General features: G+C 68.5%; 19 protein-coding genes. 12 read left to right on the plus strand and 7 right to left on the minus strand.

The genetic code is table 11. From position 1 onward, the window contains the following. Nucleotides 1–11 precede the first annotated feature (11 nt). The gene (locus ACZ53N_RS29065; RefSeq protein WP_469143780.1) at nucleotides 12–407 is read left to right on the plus strand and encodes a hypothetical protein; all 396 of its coding nucleotides are present in this window, start codon (nucleotides 12–14) and stop codon (nucleotides 405–407) included. Next, on the plus strand, nucleotides 404–757 hold the full coding sequence (locus ACZ53N_RS29070; RefSeq protein WP_469143781.1) for a hypothetical protein: 354 nt from the start codon (nucleotides 404–406) through the stop codon (nucleotides 755–757). Before ACZ53N_RS29065 ends, ACZ53N_RS29070 begins: the two co-directional genes overlap by 4 nt. A gap of 69 nt (nucleotides 758–826) precedes the next feature. On the opposite strand, the gene ACZ53N_RS29075 is transcribed toward ACZ53N_RS29070, so the two are convergent. The 3 genes from ACZ53N_RS29075 to ACZ53N_RS29085 all read right to left on the minus strand — a co-directional run bounded on the left by ACZ53N_RS29075 (nucleotide 827) and on the right by ACZ53N_RS29085 (nucleotide 2,520). Further along, the gene (locus tag ACZ53N_RS29075) at nucleotides 827–1,162 is read right to left on the minus strand and encodes a DUF6233 domain-containing protein (RefSeq protein ID WP_469143782.1); all 336 of its coding nucleotides are present in this window, start codon (nucleotides 1,160–1,162) and stop codon (nucleotides 827–829) included. A 27-nt stretch (nucleotides 1,163–1,189) separates the two neighbouring features. Then, complete coding sequence (gene ku, locus ACZ53N_RS29080) at nucleotides 1,190–2,089, minus strand: non-homologous end joining protein Ku (RefSeq protein WP_469143783.1); 900 nt, start codon at nucleotides 2,087–2,089, stop codon at nucleotides 1,190–1,192. Between the two features lie 161 nt (nucleotides 2,090–2,250). Beyond that, a complete protein-coding gene (locus ACZ53N_RS29085) occupies nucleotides 2,251–2,520 on the minus strand; it encodes a hypothetical protein (RefSeq protein ID WP_469143784.1) in 270 nt (89 codons plus the stop codon). A gap of 145 nt (nucleotides 2,521–2,665) precedes the next feature. On the opposite strand from ACZ53N_RS29085, the gene ACZ53N_RS29090 reads away from it, so the two are divergent. The 5 genes from ACZ53N_RS29090 to ACZ53N_RS29110 all read left to right on the plus strand — a co-directional run bounded on the left by ACZ53N_RS29090 (nucleotide 2,666) and on the right by ACZ53N_RS29110 (nucleotide 5,187). Then, entirely contained in the window at nucleotides 2,666–2,935 is a 270-nt protein-coding gene (locus ACZ53N_RS29090) for a hypothetical protein (protein ID WP_469143785.1), read from the plus strand. Between the two features lie 200 nt (nucleotides 2,936–3,135). Next, nucleotides 3,136–3,444, plus strand: coding sequence for a hypothetical protein (locus ACZ53N_RS29095; RefSeq protein ID WP_469143786.1), 309 nt, complete (start codon nucleotides 3,136–3,138; stop codon nucleotides 3,442–3,444). Then, the gene (locus ACZ53N_RS29100; RefSeq protein WP_469143787.1) at nucleotides 3,441–3,860 is read left to right on the plus strand and encodes a hypothetical protein; all 420 of its coding nucleotides are present in this window, start codon (nucleotides 3,441–3,443) and stop codon (nucleotides 3,858–3,860) included. Before ACZ53N_RS29095 ends, ACZ53N_RS29100 begins: the two co-directional genes overlap by 4 nt. Next, complete coding sequence (locus tag ACZ53N_RS29105) at nucleotides 3,857–4,873, plus strand: tyrosine-type recombinase/integrase (RefSeq protein WP_469143788.1); 1,017 nt, start codon at nucleotides 3,857–3,859, stop codon at nucleotides 4,871–4,873. Before ACZ53N_RS29100 ends, ACZ53N_RS29105 begins: the two co-directional genes overlap by 4 nt. A gap of 56 nt (nucleotides 4,874–4,929) precedes the next feature. Further along, the gene (locus ACZ53N_RS29110; protein ID WP_469143789.1) at nucleotides 4,930–5,187 is read left to right on the plus strand and encodes a hypothetical protein; all 258 of its coding nucleotides are present in this window, start codon (nucleotides 4,930–4,932) and stop codon (nucleotides 5,185–5,187) included. Between the two features lie 265 nt (nucleotides 5,188–5,452). Here ACZ53N_RS29110 and ACZ53N_RS29115 read toward each other — a convergent pair whose 3' ends face one another. Continuing rightward, on the minus strand, nucleotides 5,453–6,127 hold the full coding sequence (locus tag ACZ53N_RS29115; RefSeq protein ID WP_469143790.1) for an HAD family hydrolase: 675 nt from the start codon (nucleotides 6,125–6,127) through the stop codon (nucleotides 5,453–5,455). Nucleotides 6,128–6,254: 127 nt separating this feature from the next. Here ACZ53N_RS29115 and ACZ53N_RS29120 point away from each other — a divergent pair, with 127 nt between their 5' ends. The 3 genes from ACZ53N_RS29120 (at nucleotide 6,255) to ACZ53N_RS29130 (ending at nucleotide 8,268) form a co-directional block, all read left to right on the plus strand. Then, nucleotides 6,255–7,487 (plus strand): helix-turn-helix domain-containing protein, encoded by a 1,233-nt coding sequence (locus tag ACZ53N_RS29120; RefSeq protein ID WP_469143791.1) that lies wholly within the window; start codon nucleotides 6,255–6,257, stop codon nucleotides 7,485–7,487. Nucleotides 7,488–7,558: 71 nt separating this feature from the next. Beyond that, the gene (locus tag ACZ53N_RS29125; RefSeq protein WP_469143792.1) at nucleotides 7,559–7,903 is read left to right on the plus strand and encodes a hypothetical protein; all 345 of its coding nucleotides are present in this window, start codon (nucleotides 7,559–7,561) and stop codon (nucleotides 7,901–7,903) included. Beyond that, nucleotides 7,900–8,268 (plus strand): DUF6415 family natural product biosynthesis protein, encoded by a 369-nt coding sequence (locus tag ACZ53N_RS29130; protein ID WP_469143793.1) that lies wholly within the window; start codon nucleotides 7,900–7,902, stop codon nucleotides 8,266–8,268. Before ACZ53N_RS29125 ends, ACZ53N_RS29130 begins: the two co-directional genes overlap by 4 nt. 134 nt (nucleotides 8,269–8,402) lie before the next feature. On the opposite strand, the gene ACZ53N_RS29135 is transcribed toward ACZ53N_RS29130, so the two are convergent. Together ACZ53N_RS29135 and ACZ53N_RS29140 are read right to left on the minus strand one after the other, a co-directional pair. Further along, entirely contained in the window at nucleotides 8,403–9,011 is a 609-nt protein-coding gene (locus tag ACZ53N_RS29135) for a GntR family transcriptional regulator (RefSeq protein WP_469143794.1), read from the minus strand. A 504-nt stretch (nucleotides 9,012–9,515) separates the two neighbouring features. Continuing rightward, the gene (locus tag ACZ53N_RS29140) at nucleotides 9,516–10,211 is read right to left on the minus strand and encodes an HAD family hydrolase (protein ID WP_469143795.1); all 696 of its coding nucleotides are present in this window, start codon (nucleotides 10,209–10,211) and stop codon (nucleotides 9,516–9,518) included. Nucleotides 10,212–10,498: 287 nt separating this feature from the next. On the opposite strand from ACZ53N_RS29140, the gene ACZ53N_RS29145 reads away from it, so the two are divergent. Together ACZ53N_RS29145 and ACZ53N_RS29150 are read left to right on the plus strand one after the other, a co-directional pair. After that, nucleotides 10,499–10,930, plus strand: a complete 432-nt coding sequence (locus ACZ53N_RS29145) for an NfeD family protein (RefSeq protein WP_469143796.1) — start codon at nucleotides 10,499–10,501, stop codon at nucleotides 10,928–10,930. Between the two features lie 3 nt (nucleotides 10,931–10,933). Further along, on the plus strand, nucleotides 10,934–11,971 hold the full coding sequence (locus tag ACZ53N_RS29150; RefSeq protein ID WP_469143797.1) for an SPFH domain-containing protein: 1,038 nt from the start codon (nucleotides 10,934–10,936) through the stop codon (nucleotides 11,969–11,971). Nucleotides 11,972–12,146: 175 nt separating this feature from the next. Here the strand turns inward: ACZ53N_RS29150 and ACZ53N_RS29155 are convergent, their stop codons facing one another. Next, nucleotides 12,147–12,569 carry a MarR family winged helix-turn-helix transcriptional regulator gene (locus ACZ53N_RS29155; RefSeq protein WP_469143798.1) on the minus strand — a complete coding sequence of 141 codons (423 nt, stop codon included), beginning with the start codon at nucleotides 12,567–12,569 and terminating at the stop codon, nucleotides 12,147–12,149. Nucleotides 12,570–12,818: the final 249 nt, after the last annotated feature.

The raw sequence follows: 12,818 nt of genomic DNA on the forward strand, positions 1-12,818 counted from the left end.
GGCTGGGGCGCATGCTGGGCCGCCGCGGAGCCATCCTCATCGCCTACGGGCTCGTCTGGAGTTTGTACGGCTTCGGTCAGCTCGCCGCCCCTCAGCCTGACCAGCGCGGACTGACCGTACTGCTGCACATCTGGCCGATGCCCGTGTGGGCGTGGGCCTGGATCACGGCCGGAGCCATCGCGATCACCGCAGCGTGGCTGCCGCAAGGCCGGGACTGGTGGGGATTCCTCGCACTCGTCGTGATCGTCATCCCCTGGACGCTCGCCTACCTCGTCAGCTGGTGGCCCCTCAACGAGTTCCCCCGCGGCTGGATCGCTGCCGCGGTCTGGGCGGCTATCGCCGTACCGATCATCGTGACTGCTGGGTGGGCCGAGCCGCTGCGCCCCAAGAAGGGCGGGGTTCTATGAGCCCAGAGACGATCACCTCAATAGGGGTGTCCCTGGCCACAGCACTCTGCGGAGTCTGGGCAGCACGCGCGGCCAGACGAAGCCCCCGCGCCGAGAGACGCGACGACTTCACTGCGGTCACGGACCGCATGGAGAAGAGCCTCGCCCGCCAGGAAACCCGCATTGACGAGCTGGAAGCCGACGCGGAAACTCAGCGCCTACGGATCGGAGAGCAGGACGAGGCCATCGGCTGGCTCCTCAACAGAGTGCGCGGCCTCGTCGGCTACATCCGCCGGTCCGGCTTGGAACCGCCAGCAGCAGAGCCCATGCCGGACCGCGCCCGCCGGTACATCCATCACATCGACACCTGAGCGCCCTCTCCCCTTTGCCGAACGCCCCCGCCGCCTGCCATGCGCAGGTTGGCGGGGGCGATTCCTCATTTAACCGCCGGGCACGGTGCCGGTGCGGGCAGTCAGCCCCTCGTCCGCCTTGCAAGCGCCGCACGGTCGGACAGTGGGCTCGGCGAGAGCGATCTCGGCCTCGCGGCGGGACAGCCGGGCGCCCTGCGCCAAGTGGCAGCTAGAGCGGTGGAGCCAGTTGATCGGCCGGTCCTTGGCGCTGGGGATGTGCTGCAGGATCCACGTCTCCGATGCCGCCGGCTCGGCCTTGGTGCGCTGCTCATGCTCGGCGATGGCCGCCCTGACCCGCTGGAGCTGCATGTCCAGGTACGTCTCCACGGTGCGGAGGCGTGGCAGATCCGGAGGCAAGTCGTTCATATGTTCGAGTGTAGTCGTCGAGCTGAGCTACCCGGTGCGCCGCTTAGACGTCGTCTTCTTCGCGGCCTTCTTCTTGGGTGCGCTTTTCGCTGTCTTCTCCGCTGTCTTCTTCGCTGCCGCCTTGCGAGGAGCCGGCGCGGGCCCGGAGGCGTCGCCGGCGTCGGCCCGGTCGATCGACGCCTGAAGCGCGGCCATCAGATCGACGACATTCGAGGGCGCCGCAGCCGTCTCCCGCTTGGGCACCGGCTTGTCCTCGATCTTCGACTGGATGAGCTCCCGGAGAGCCGCCTGGTACTCGTCACCCAGAGCGTCGAGATCGAAATCCTTCGACATCCGCTCCATGAGCCCAGACGCCATCTTGATCTCCTGCGGCCGGACACTCACCGACGACGGGGGAGCCAGCCCCGCCGGGTCCCGCACCTCATCCGGCCAGAACATCGTGTGCAGGGTCAGCAGCTCGTCGTGGACCCGCAGCAGGGCGAGACTCTCCTTCGACCGCAAAGCGATCTTCGTGACGGCGACCCGGTCCGTCTGCTTCAACGTCTCCCGCAGCAGGATGTAGGGCTTGTTCGCGGCGGACGTCTCCGGAGACAGGACATATGCGCGGTCAAGTTGGAGCGGGTCGATCTCGTCGGCGTCCACGAAGGCCAGCACGTCGATCAAACGCTTACTGGGGAGGGGAAGGTCGTTCAAGTCCGCGTCCGTGAGTACCGCCTGGCGGCCGTCGCGCTCGACGCCCTTGGCGACATTCTCATACGGGACGACCTCCCCGCACACCTCGCAGGTCCTCTGATTCCTGACCCGCCCGCCGTCGGCGTCATGGACCTGGTGGAGCCGAACGTCGTGCTCCTCGGTAGCCGGCGCCAGGGTCACGGGCACGGACACCAACCCGAACCCGATCGCGCCTTTCCACATCGTCCGCGGCATGCTCCCAGCCTCCGGCGAGACGACGGTCGGCGCAGCCGGAGGGCGCCCAGCAGGGTCCGGGCCGCCCCAGCACTGTCAGTGCCCGCAGGTACCGTGGACCGTATCCAGTGCTGGCTGCACTCGGACCGCCCCACCCCGTGATGCAGGGGTGGGGCCTTCGTCTACCCGGGGTTCCGGGCGGCCTTCTTCAGCTCCCGCTCGACGACCTCGTGCCCGTGCTCCGCACCCAGGGGCGCCGCGGCGAGTGCCTTCGCTTCGACCGCGGCACGCCAGACGGCTTGCTGCGCGTCCCATGCCGCGTGCTGTTCCTCGGTCCAGTCGATCGTGGGCCGCCCGTACTCAGTCGTGAGCTGCTCCAGTCGGGCGTGCTCCGCGTCGGCGGCACGCTGGAGAGCGATCAGATCGTCGGGGAGGTTCAAGGCGTCGGGCATGTGATCGATTTTAGGTCAGGGGAAGATCAAATCACGCCGCCATGCCGTTGTCCCGTGCCACCGAACCTTGACCGTTTGCCACCGGATCTTGACGAACACGAGTTAGTGTCAGTGAAGGTTGAGTACTGCAGGTCAAGGAGGCGCGATGTCCGAGCCCATCCCCGACGAGCTGCGCTGCTCTCGCTGCGGCGACCTGCCGGAGCCGCTCCTCTGCCTTGGACACAAACCCGACGGCACGCCCGCCACCGACACACCTGCGGCGATGCTCGCGCTTGAAGCCGAGCGCGGCCTTGCCGATGAGGCGCGCCGCCGGGCCACCGGTGCCGTGCTCACCGATGCCCAGACCGCCGCGATGCTGCGCGCCATGGCCGACGACTCGGAACTGGGCACCGGCAACGGGGAGCACGGGCGCTAACCAAGCGCAAACTTCGATGACATCGCTCAAGGTTCGGTGGCACAGGACAGCCGTCACGCTCAGCCGGATGCCACAGACCCTGGGCGGCCTCGAAAGCTCGCCCGTAGCGGCAGCTCCACAACGCCACATCCCCAGCTCCACAAGGGGAGTTGACCAGCGATAAGATGCCATATCGGCGCCCATTTTTGGTACAATTGAGTATGTCTCAGATCCTTGATGGCGATCAGTCCGGGGATATCCCGATGACGCGCGAGGAACTGGCAGAGCTGGTCGCCTCGACCATCTGCTGTCACACGAGGATGAGCCCCGCCGTGCAGTGGGAGATCGACACGCTGATGGGCGCCATCGAGAAGCATGTACAGCTGCGGATGTCCCGCGTGTGGGATGCGACGACCAAGACGGCGCCATGCATCCCGGGCACCCAGGGCGAGGACGTCGCGCACTGCAAGGGCTGGAACGCGGCGATGGACGTCGTGGTTGCAGCGCTCACCGACGGGGGGAAGCCATGACTGCACCGGATGATCCGAACTGGCTCTGGGAGTTCCGCGCCGAGGACTTCGTGCACGCCCGACTCCGCGAAGACCTCGCGGCCGCCGAGGCTCTTCCGGCGGGCTCCGAGCGAGACATGGCTGTCGACCGCGTCATCTCGCTCCGCCTCGCCGTCGTCCAGCACTCCCCATACGTCAACTCCGACGGCAAGTCCTGGGCGCGCTGCTTCACCTGCGACCCCGCCTGCGGCTTCCCCTGCTCCACGATGCGCTACTTCACCCGCATGTGGCGGCACCACCCGGACTACCTCCCCGGCTGGAACGACAGCCTGGACGGCGAGGACGGCCCGTCCAGCTGGCAGCAGGACCAGCTTCGTATCGCAGAGCTGGGCGGCTACCGGCACGAGTTCCTCGCGAACCACCCGGAGGCGGCGTGACCAGCCTCGTCCCGCTCCAGCCAACCGCCGCCCCGGCCGTCTATGACCCGGCGACCCTCGCCGTCCTCCACGCCATGGAACAAGCCGCCGAGGAACACCTCGACGCCATCCGCCCCCACAACACCAAGCGCGGCTACGCCAACGACTGGAACCTCTGGGCCGAGTTCCACGACTGGCTCGCCGAACGCACCGGGCACCAGCTACCACTCACCGCCGTCACCAAGGGCACGCTGGTCGGCTTCGTCGTCTGGCTGGACACCATCAAGCTCGCCGCCCCGGCCAGCATCGACCGCAGGATTACCGGAGTCACCATCACGGCGCGGGCTCAAGGCGTCGAGGTCCCCAAGGTGGCCACCGTCGCTGCGCGCCAGGCGCTCAAGCCGCTCAAGGCCGACCCCGACCGGATCGCCCGAGGTCGCGGCAAGGCCCCCGCCGCCACCCCCGAACAGCTCCGCCAGATGTACGCCGCCGCCCCGGCCAGCCTCGCCGGGATTCGCGACCGCGCTCTCTGGCTCATGGCCTTCGGCATTGCCGGCCGCTCCGCCGAGGTCGCCGCCCTCCGCGACGAAGGCATCACCCTCGTCAGCCAGGGCCTCGACGTACACGTGCCTGCCGTCAAAGGCCGCCCGGCCCGAGACGTCGTAGTCGCCTACGGCCGCAACCCCGACACCTGCCCGGTCCGCGCCTGGTCCATCTGGAAAGCCGCCGCTGGACTCGCTGGCGGGCCCGCGTTCCTGCCGATCAGCGTCCACGGCGCCGTCGGCACCGAGCCGCTGTCCCCGGCAGCCTGCCGCGAGATCATCGCCCGCAGCGCCGAACGCGCCGGAATCGCCGTCCGCCTCACCGGCCACTCCATGCGGTCCGGATTCATCACCACCGCCCGCAAGGCCGGCAAGCGCGAAGAGAAGATCCGCAGCCAGTCCGGACACGCCGCCAACAGCCCCGTCTTCTGGGGCTACATCCAGGACGCCGACGCCTGGACCGACGCCGCATCCGAGGACATCGGGCTATGACAACATCGGTTACCCCACAAGTCTGAGCGCACTCCAAGACGCTAGGAGTAGATCGCATGATCAAGCCCGCGTACCGCGTCCAATGCGACGGCCCAGGGAAGGAATGGCTTTCGCTCCCCGACAACTACGTGCCAGGCACTGATCTGACGGCGGACACCCTGGTCGCTGCCGCCACCGCCGAGAAGGCGGGCAACTGGCCCGGCGAGCTTGAGGCGAAGCGCGCGGCCGTCGCCGCTGGATGGCGCCATGCCCCCGACTCGGACTTCAAGACCTGGTTCTGCCCGGCCTGCCAGAACCGGGAGGGCAGCGCATAGGGGAACGTTATGCGCTATCAGTGGTCCTTCTGGCTGGGGCGCTACGCCGCCCTGCCGTACCGGTCCCGGCGTACCGCGGCCACCCACTCCGCCCGCAGCTCCTCGTACACCGCCCGCTCCGCCGCCGACAATGCCCGACCCCGCCGAGCGCGGAGGAATGCCCGGATCGCAGCGTTCACCGCAGCGGCATCCGGGCACACCGCGCCTGGAGGAGGGGGAGTTGGGGTCATAAGGCCGAGGGTACGACGAGGTACTGACAGCGGCTTCATGATCCCTGCGTCAGCCGTACCAGCAGGTCCGTGTCCGTGAGATCGGGGAGGACGACGTTTGCGCCGGCCGCACTCAGTTCGGCCTCGTTGCTGCGGCCCGTCGCCACGCCGATCACCCGGACCCTGTTGGCGAGGCCCGCTTCGACGCCCGCCGGGGTGTCGTCGAGCAGCACCGCCTGTGCCGCGGTGAGACCAGCGCGCTCCAGGGCGATGCGGACCAGCTCGGGCCGCTCGTCCGCGTCCTCCCCGTAGGCACCCAGCTCCCACCGGATATGCCGGTCGAGCCCGAACGTCTGCAATTTGATCTCCGACACGGCGCGGACGTTACCGGACACCACGGTCTGCTCTACGCCGTCCACCTCCGCCAGGGCATCCAGAGCTGCCGCAGCACCGGGCAAGGCGTGGCCCCGCTCCCGAAGCTCAGCCGCCCGCTGCACATGCGCCTCCGCCAGCGCCTCCGCGAACCGCTCGAAATCACCGCGGCCCGTCTCCAGGCCGTGGAGCTTCGCGGTCTCCCGGAAAATCACCGGCTCCGTGATCCCATCGATCCGCGCCTGCCGCTCCATCCGCCGGCCCGTCACCCGCTCGAACGCCAACCCGGACAGCTCCCTGCCCACACCGCGCGTATCGACCAGCGTGTGGTCGATGTCCCACAGCACGATCCGCCGCATCCGACTCCTCCCCAGGGTCCGCCGCCAGAGACAGGCTGTCACACGAACGAGCTGGCGAAACCACTCTCAGCCACACGCGGCGCTACGGTGAACCCCATTGCGGGCACAACCAGTTCATGGAGCACCAATGACCAGCGAACTCCCCGTCGGCGCACGCATCCGATACTGGCGCAGACACAACGGCAACAGATCCCAAGCGGCCATCGCCGGCCTCTGCGGCATCACCGAGGACTACCTCGGCCAAATCGAACGAGGCCGCAAAGCACCGTCTCTAGACGTTCTCGTAGCCCTAGCCCGGGAAATCGGCGTCCCCGTCTCAGCCCTCCTCGACCACCAGGCACCGACCGACGAGCCCGCCCCCCAGCAAACGGCCCCCGACGTCGCCCGCGTCCTCATGGGCTACCGCGCCGCCTCACACGCACCGGCTTTCCCCGCACCGGCGACACTCAGGGAAAGAGTCGAAGCCGCCTGGCGCACCTGGCAAACGTCCAAAAACCGGTTCACCGAGTCCGCCCGCATCCTCCCCGACCTCCTGACCGACGTCGAGCACGCCGTCCGCACCCACCGGGCCGGCACCGACCCGGTAGCCCGCCGCGAAACACTCCGCACCGCAGCCGACCTCTACGGCCTCCTCCGCTCCTACTGCCGCCGCACCGGACGCATCGACCTCTCCCTCCTCGTCGCCGACCGCGCCCTCCGCGCCGCTGAGGACGCCGACGACCCACTCCGAATCGCCGGAGCCCAATGGAACCTCGGCCACGTCCTCCTCGCCCAAGACGAACCCGAAGGCGCCGAGCAAGTCGTCACGCTCGCCGCCGAGCAGATCAAGGCACCGGAAACCCCGGACGAGCACGCCATAGTCGGCGCCCTCGAACTGGTCGCCGTCACCGCCGCCGCCCGCCGCCGCGACTGGTGGGCCGCCCGCCGCCGCCTCGAACGCAGAGCCCTTCCCAATGCCAAAGCGGCCGGCGAGGGCAACGTCGGCTGGACCGTGTTCGGCCCCACCAACGTCGATCTCCACGCCCTGAGCATCGAAATGCTCGCTGGCGAGGCGGCCGAAGGGCTCCGCTGTGCGGACCGCGTCGACATCTCCTGCCTTCCCTCCCTCGAGCGGCAGTTCACGTTCCTGCTCGACATCGCACGCTGCTACGACCTGCGAAAAGAAGACGCCGCCGTCCTCGTCCACCTCCTCGACCTCGAACAACTCGCTCCCGAAGACGTCGCGCGCAGCCCCCTCGCCCGCCAGATGCTGACCGATCTACGACGTCGCGTCCGCCCCACCTACCGCCGACAGGTCGAGGACCTCGTCGACCGCATCGGACTCGACGAAGCACCCGGACTCCCAGACAACCCGGCCTGACAGACCGGGTCCCACAGGCGCATCGCCCCTACGGTCGTCGCACCATCAGCTCCACGACGACAAGGACCGCGATGACCACCACCATCACCGCAGTTGGGACAGACTGGGACGCCATCCGCATGCCCCGCTACCTCGGACTCGCAGCCGCCGAGCACCTCGGCGACGCCCTCGGCACCGTCATCGTCGAGCCCGGAGAACGCCGCATGTACGTCCTCGTCCCACCAGGCACCGCAGGACACTGGGACTTCCCCGAAACCCACGCCCTGGGCGAGGACTCTTACCTGCCGCTCCCACCGCCTTCACGGAGCGAACCCCCCGGACCGTACTGGCTCACCCCACCCGAGTATCGGTGGCGGCTCACTGACCCCGACGACCTGAGGTCCGCGCTCACCGCAGCCAGTCAGCCGCCCCTATGAGCCACCCCGCAGACCACCACGAACGCGTCGATGCGGACACGATCCAGCGCACCCTCGACCGCGCCCTCGCCATCCGCTCCAGCCCCCTCCAACCGGACGAACTGGCCGACCTCGAGGCGCTTCTCCTCGGCCACATCGGGGCACTGCTCCCCGAGGCACAACTCCGCCTCCGTCGACTATGGGCCGGCAGCCTCGAATCAGACCGGGCACGATCGGTCCTCGACCGCATCGCCAGCCAGGCCCAGCACAGCCTCGGGCACGGTCCGCTCGCCGACGCCTGCCACGTCACCCAGCTCGCCCGCGACTACCGGTGGCTCCGCGAATGGATCCAGGCGAGAGACCGCGCCCGGGAACACAGAACCTGAGGTCAGCGAGTTCTGATCATTTAGGTCACGGGACCAATTCGGTGCGCGCATATGCCTACTACATACACCGATGGCGTGGGAGAGTAGGCGTCGGAGTTGGTGCAACGTTCACGTACTCGCTCGCTGGTTAGGCGTCAGAATCCGATGCGCCAGCGGTCCGAGGGGAGGACGAAATCAGCAATCTCAACGGGGGAACCATCGATGCCGTACCGAACACGCTGGACCAAAAACGCCGGAGCGCCTGCCACGAGGCCTGTCAGTTCGGCCTCCGCGGCAGTGATCGCGTGGAGGGTGACCTCGCACCTCACCGCAGTGTGCGCGCGCAGCCTCCCGCGCCGCCAGGTCGTACACAGTCCGACGGTGACGCCGCACGGATCGACCAGCTCCACAGCCCGGCTCGTCAGGCGGGTCCCTACTGGCACGCCGAGCCGGCCAGCCAGGTCCTCGTCCGCCGCAGGCCTTGTGTCGCGCTGGCGAGCATCGGGCGGCACCGGCCACTCGGCATCGGGATCCACGAGGGTCCGCACAGCCGGAGGGTAAGCCACCGTAGGCCGCGCCCGTCGAACCCCCTCAAGGAGCCCTTCCAGGCGCAGCTGTGCGATGGCGTGCTCGACAACGCCGCGGCCGACGCCATGTTCTGCTTGGAGCTGGGCATGCGAAGGGATGCGATACCCGGGCGGCCAGTCGCCATCCTGGATGAGCTGTCGCAGGTGGGCGGCGAGCCGCTGGTACGGCACGGCCACAGCGGCAGCTCCCAGCGGACGATCTTGAAAGCGTCACGCTATGGGGGGCTGTTAAATCTTCCGGCCGGAAGATAGCGTCACCTGACCGAGTGGCCGCCAATATTGCTGGTCAGGTGCGGTCCGTCGGGCCCCCTGCTTCGCCTTGTTGCTAGCTGTCCATTCGGTGAATCACCCAAGATCGTGCCAGGGCCGTAACGGCAAGGGGTGGCCCCCCGCGGCCCTCGGCACAGCGCGAGCCCCCTCCGTCAGCCGGAGGGGGCTCGCGCACATTCTGCTCCTGCTGGCCTCGTTTCGGCAGGGGAGCCACGGTGGGAGATCTCTGGGAGATGATCAAGGACCGTGAATCCGGCCGAACACCCCTTGGGCCCCGACAAACGCGGGCTCCAAGGGGCTGACGAGGCAGGTCACGCCAGGAAATCAGAGGTCCAGGGATATCTGTCCGCTGATTTTGGGCGACGCGGGGGATCGCCCAAAGTCAGTGGACGGCATGGGCCCGACGCCGCTTCAGCCGGCCAGTTCGAGCACCGGCCGCAGCGCGTCGGGACGCTCCTCGACCGGTAGATGGTCGACCAGGTGCACCGCGCATCCCACCGCCGCGGCGCCCGCGTCCGCGCGCCGGTCGTCGCCGACCATCAGCACGTCCTCGGGCGCCAGGCCGAGCGCCTCGCACGCCGCCCGGAACAGCCGCGGATCCGGCTTCTGGACACCGTGTTCATAGGAGAGGACGTACGCGTCGACCCATGCGTCGAGACCGTGTTCCCGGAAGACCGGCCGCGGATCCCAGCCGATGTTGCTCACCACGGCGGTGCGCACGCCCCGCCGTCGCAACTCGGCCAGCACGTCGCCCGCGTCGGCGTACGGGCGCCAGGCGGCGGGCTCCATGTGCCGGGCGTACAGGGCGTCGTAGAGCTCGGGGCGCGGCAGCGGGACCTCGCGCGCCATGCCGATGTACGCGGCCCGGTGCTGCTCCGCGGTGCGGTCGCGCTCCGCCCACACCTCGGTGAGGTGCGCCGGCACCGCGCGCGGGGCGACGCCCCCGGGCAGGGCGCCACAAGCCTCCAGGCCACGGGTCAGCCGCTCGAACTCGGCCCCGTCCAGCGGGATCCGGGCCCGGTCGAGCACGGACCGCAGCCAGGACGCGGTGGATTCGATGCGGAACAGGGTTCCGGAGAAGTCGAAGAGAACACCTTTGACGGTCATGGCGCCCAGTCTCCCCGGTGTCCCGCCGCTCGATGCTCCCGGCCCCGGGCCGTGAGCGGTACGGCGGCAGGGCGCGCGGCCGCCGGGGCGGCCGTGTCAGGCGGGCAGCGCTGATCCAAGAAACTCTTGGTGACGGCCCCGCCTGCCGCCGACGCTCCCCTACGGGAGATCAAAGATGGACCCACTGGTTCGCACGGAGAATAGGGTTTCCAGAAACAGGGTAAAAGTGCAATAAATGGCGAACTGGTCACTTGCGGGTGTCTGCACCGGTTCATGAGGGGTTCGCGATGGATCCATGGCTGATGTGGCTGATCGCTGCCGGGGTGCTGGCCGCCGCGGAGATCTTCACCCTTACTGCGGCGCTCGGCATGCTCGGCGGGGCTGCGCTGGTCACGGCGGGAGCCGCTGCGGCCGGGCTCCCGGTGCCCCTGCAATTCTTGGTGTTCACCGTCGTCGCCACGCTCAGCGTGCTGTTCGTGCGCCCCATGGCCGTGCGCCACATGCGCCGGCCTCAGCCGGCGCGATTCGGCGTGGAGGCGCTGGTCGGCAGGCCTGCCCATGTCGTCGCCGAGGTGACGGGCCTGGGCGGCAGGGTCCGCATCGGCGGCGAGGAATGGACGGCGCGCGCCTATGACGAGACGCTGGTGATTCCTCCAGGAACGGTCGTCGATGTCATGGAGATCAGCGGCACCACCGCGCTCGTGTACCCCCGGGAGTGAGCCATGGAAGCCTCGGCGTTGCTCATAGCTGGACTGATCGTCGCGCTCTTCGCAGTCTTCACCGTGGTGCGGGCGGTACGTATCGTGCCCCAGGCACGCGCTCGCAATGTCGAACGACTCGGCCGCTACCACCGCACCCTGCAACCCGGCCTCAACGTCGTCATCCCGTACATCGACCGCGTCCATCCAGTGATTGACCTGCGCGAACAGGTCGTCTCCTTCCGGCCGCAACCGGTCATCACCGAGGACAACCTGGTCGTCGAGATCGACACCGTCCTGTACTTCCAGGTCACCGACCCCCGAGCGGCTTTCTACGAGATCGCCAATTTCCTCAAGGCGGTCGAACAACTCACTGTCACCACCTTGCGCAACGTCGTGGGATCCATGGATCTGGAAAAAACCCTCACCTCACGCGACACCATCAACAACCAGCTCCGTGGCGTACTGGACGAGGCCACCGGTAAGTGGGGGCTCAGAGTCAACCGGGTGGAGATCAAGGCCATCGACCCTCCGCAGTCCATCAAGGAGGCCATGGAGAAGCAGATGCGGGCCGAGCGGGACAAGCGCGCCGCGATCCTCGGGGCCGAAGGGCAACGCCAATCGCAAATCCTCACCGCCGAAGGCGACAAGCAGTCCGCTGTCCTCCGCGCGGAGGGCAACCGCACCGCTGAGATCCTCAAGGCCGAGGGGCAGTCCCGGGCCATCGATGAGGTGTTCCAGGCAGTGCACCGCAATGACCCCGACCCCAAGCTGCTCGCCTATCAGTACCTCCAGACGCTGCCCCAACTCGCCCAAGGCCCGGGCAGCACCTTCTGGGTGATCCCCGGCGAGGTCACCTCCGCCCTTCAGGGTGTGTCCCGCGCCTTCAGCGAGGCGCTGCCCCAGTCACCGGCCGTCCGCGAGAATTCCCCGGACGACAGGACTGCCCAAGCCGCCGACGACACGGTGCAGGCCGCGGAAGCCGCTGCTCAGGCCCTCGCCGACGCGGCGGAGGCCGACGGTGCCACCTCTGACGGCGTTCCGCCCCACCGTTCCCGCTGACGCCGTTGGATTTGCGCCGGCTGCTCGCGCCCGATGCGCACACGACCGGCAGTCAGCCGTCTTCCTTCGTCACCGGGGCCTCGTGTCGCCGCCCGTCGCTGACCTCCATCGTGCCCAGCACGTCGACCGACTCGCGGTTCGGGAAGCCATGGACAAGGACGGGGGAAGGGCTCTTCTAGCGTGTCGCCAGCCGCTCCAGCAGGGCGGCGCTCCGCGCCAGCAACGCGCGCTCCTCATCGTCGAGTTCGGCCTCGATGGCCTGCGCGAGCCAACCGGCCCTGCGGCCGCGCTCCGCTTCGAGCGCGATCCGGCCCGCGTCGGACAGCTCGACCAGCGACTTGCGGCCGTCCGTGGGGTGCGCCCGGCGCGTGATCAGGTTCTGTTCCATGAGCAGCCCCACCGCCCGTGCCATTGACTGGGGGCGCACGCGCTGATCGGCGGCGAGGTCGCTGGTGGTCATGGCGCCGTTGCGGTCGAGTGCACCGAGAACGGCTGCCTGGCCCAGCGGGATCCGGTCCTCGTCTTTGACGCGTCGGGTGAGCTTGCCCAACGCGGTGCGCAATTCGGCGGCGATGGCGGCGGCTTCCGAGGTGGGCATAGGGCACTTTACCCCGTTGGTCAGCAAAGCTGTGCAGCTGACCTGCGCAGCAATGCTGTACAGCAAAACTGAACAGCATTGCTGTAGAGTTTGCGTTGTCGGGCTCAGCGCCAGCGTTGTCGCAGCCGGGGCCACGGCACACGACAACGGGAAGGGACTTCCCAATCGTGATGTCAAGCCGCCAGCGTGACGGGGGGTGAAGCATGGAACTGCTCTCCGTCACGGATCATCGCCCAAAGGACGTTGAGG

The sequence above is a fragment of the Streptomyces sp. NPDC033229 genome, assembly GCF_055576875.1.

Coding starts and splice junctions, on each gene's coding strand:
- ku (WP_469143783.1), bottom strand. CDS start 2,089: ATGCCGCGGACGATGTGGAAAGGCGCGATCGGGTTCGGGTTGGTGTCC.
- ACZ53N_RS29110 (WP_469143789.1), top strand. CDS start 4,930: ATGATCAAGCCCGCGTACCGCGTCCAATGCGACGGCCCAGGGAAGGAA.
- ACZ53N_RS29145 (WP_469143796.1), top strand. CDS start 10,499: ATGGATCCATGGCTGATGTGGCTGATCGCTGCCGGGGTGCTGGCCGCC.
- ACZ53N_RS29065 (WP_469143780.1), top strand. CDS start 12: ATGCTGGGCCGCCGCGGAGCCATCCTCATCGCCTACGGGCTCGTCTGG.
- ACZ53N_RS29075 (WP_469143782.1), bottom strand. CDS start 1,162: ATGAACGACTTGCCTCCGGATCTGCCACGCCTCCGCACCGTGGAGACG.
- ACZ53N_RS29120 (WP_469143791.1), top strand. CDS start 6,255: ATGACCAGCGAACTCCCCGTCGGCGCACGCATCCGATACTGGCGCAGA.
- ACZ53N_RS29070 (WP_469143781.1), top strand. CDS start 404: ATGAGCCCAGAGACGATCACCTCAATAGGGGTGTCCCTGGCCACAGCA.
- ACZ53N_RS29155 (WP_469143798.1), bottom strand. CDS start 12,569: ATGCCCACCTCGGAAGCCGCCGCCATCGCCGCCGAATTGCGCACCGCG.
- ACZ53N_RS29150 (WP_469143797.1), top strand. CDS start 10,934: ATGGAAGCCTCGGCGTTGCTCATAGCTGGACTGATCGTCGCGCTCTTC.
- ACZ53N_RS29095 (WP_469143786.1), top strand. CDS start 3,136: ATGTCTCAGATCCTTGATGGCGATCAGTCCGGGGATATCCCGATGACG.
- ACZ53N_RS29085 (WP_469143784.1), bottom strand. CDS start 2,520: ATGCCCGACGCCTTGAACCTCCCCGACGATCTGATCGCTCTCCAGCGT.
- ACZ53N_RS29140 (WP_469143795.1), bottom strand. CDS start 10,211: ATGACCGTCAAAGGTGTTCTCTTCGACTTCTCCGGAACCCTGTTCCGC.
- ACZ53N_RS29100 (WP_469143787.1), top strand. CDS start 3,441: ATGACTGCACCGGATGATCCGAACTGGCTCTGGGAGTTCCGCGCCGAG.
- ACZ53N_RS29090 (WP_469143785.1), top strand. CDS start 2,666: ATGTCCGAGCCCATCCCCGACGAGCTGCGCTGCTCTCGCTGCGGCGAC.
- ACZ53N_RS29115 (WP_469143790.1), bottom strand. CDS start 6,127: ATGCGGCGGATCGTGCTGTGGGACATCGACCACACGCTGGTCGATACG.
- ACZ53N_RS29130 (WP_469143793.1), top strand. CDS start 7,900: ATGAGCCACCCCGCAGACCACCACGAACGCGTCGATGCGGACACGATC.
- ACZ53N_RS29125 (WP_469143792.1), top strand. CDS start 7,559: ATGACCACCACCATCACCGCAGTTGGGACAGACTGGGACGCCATCCGC.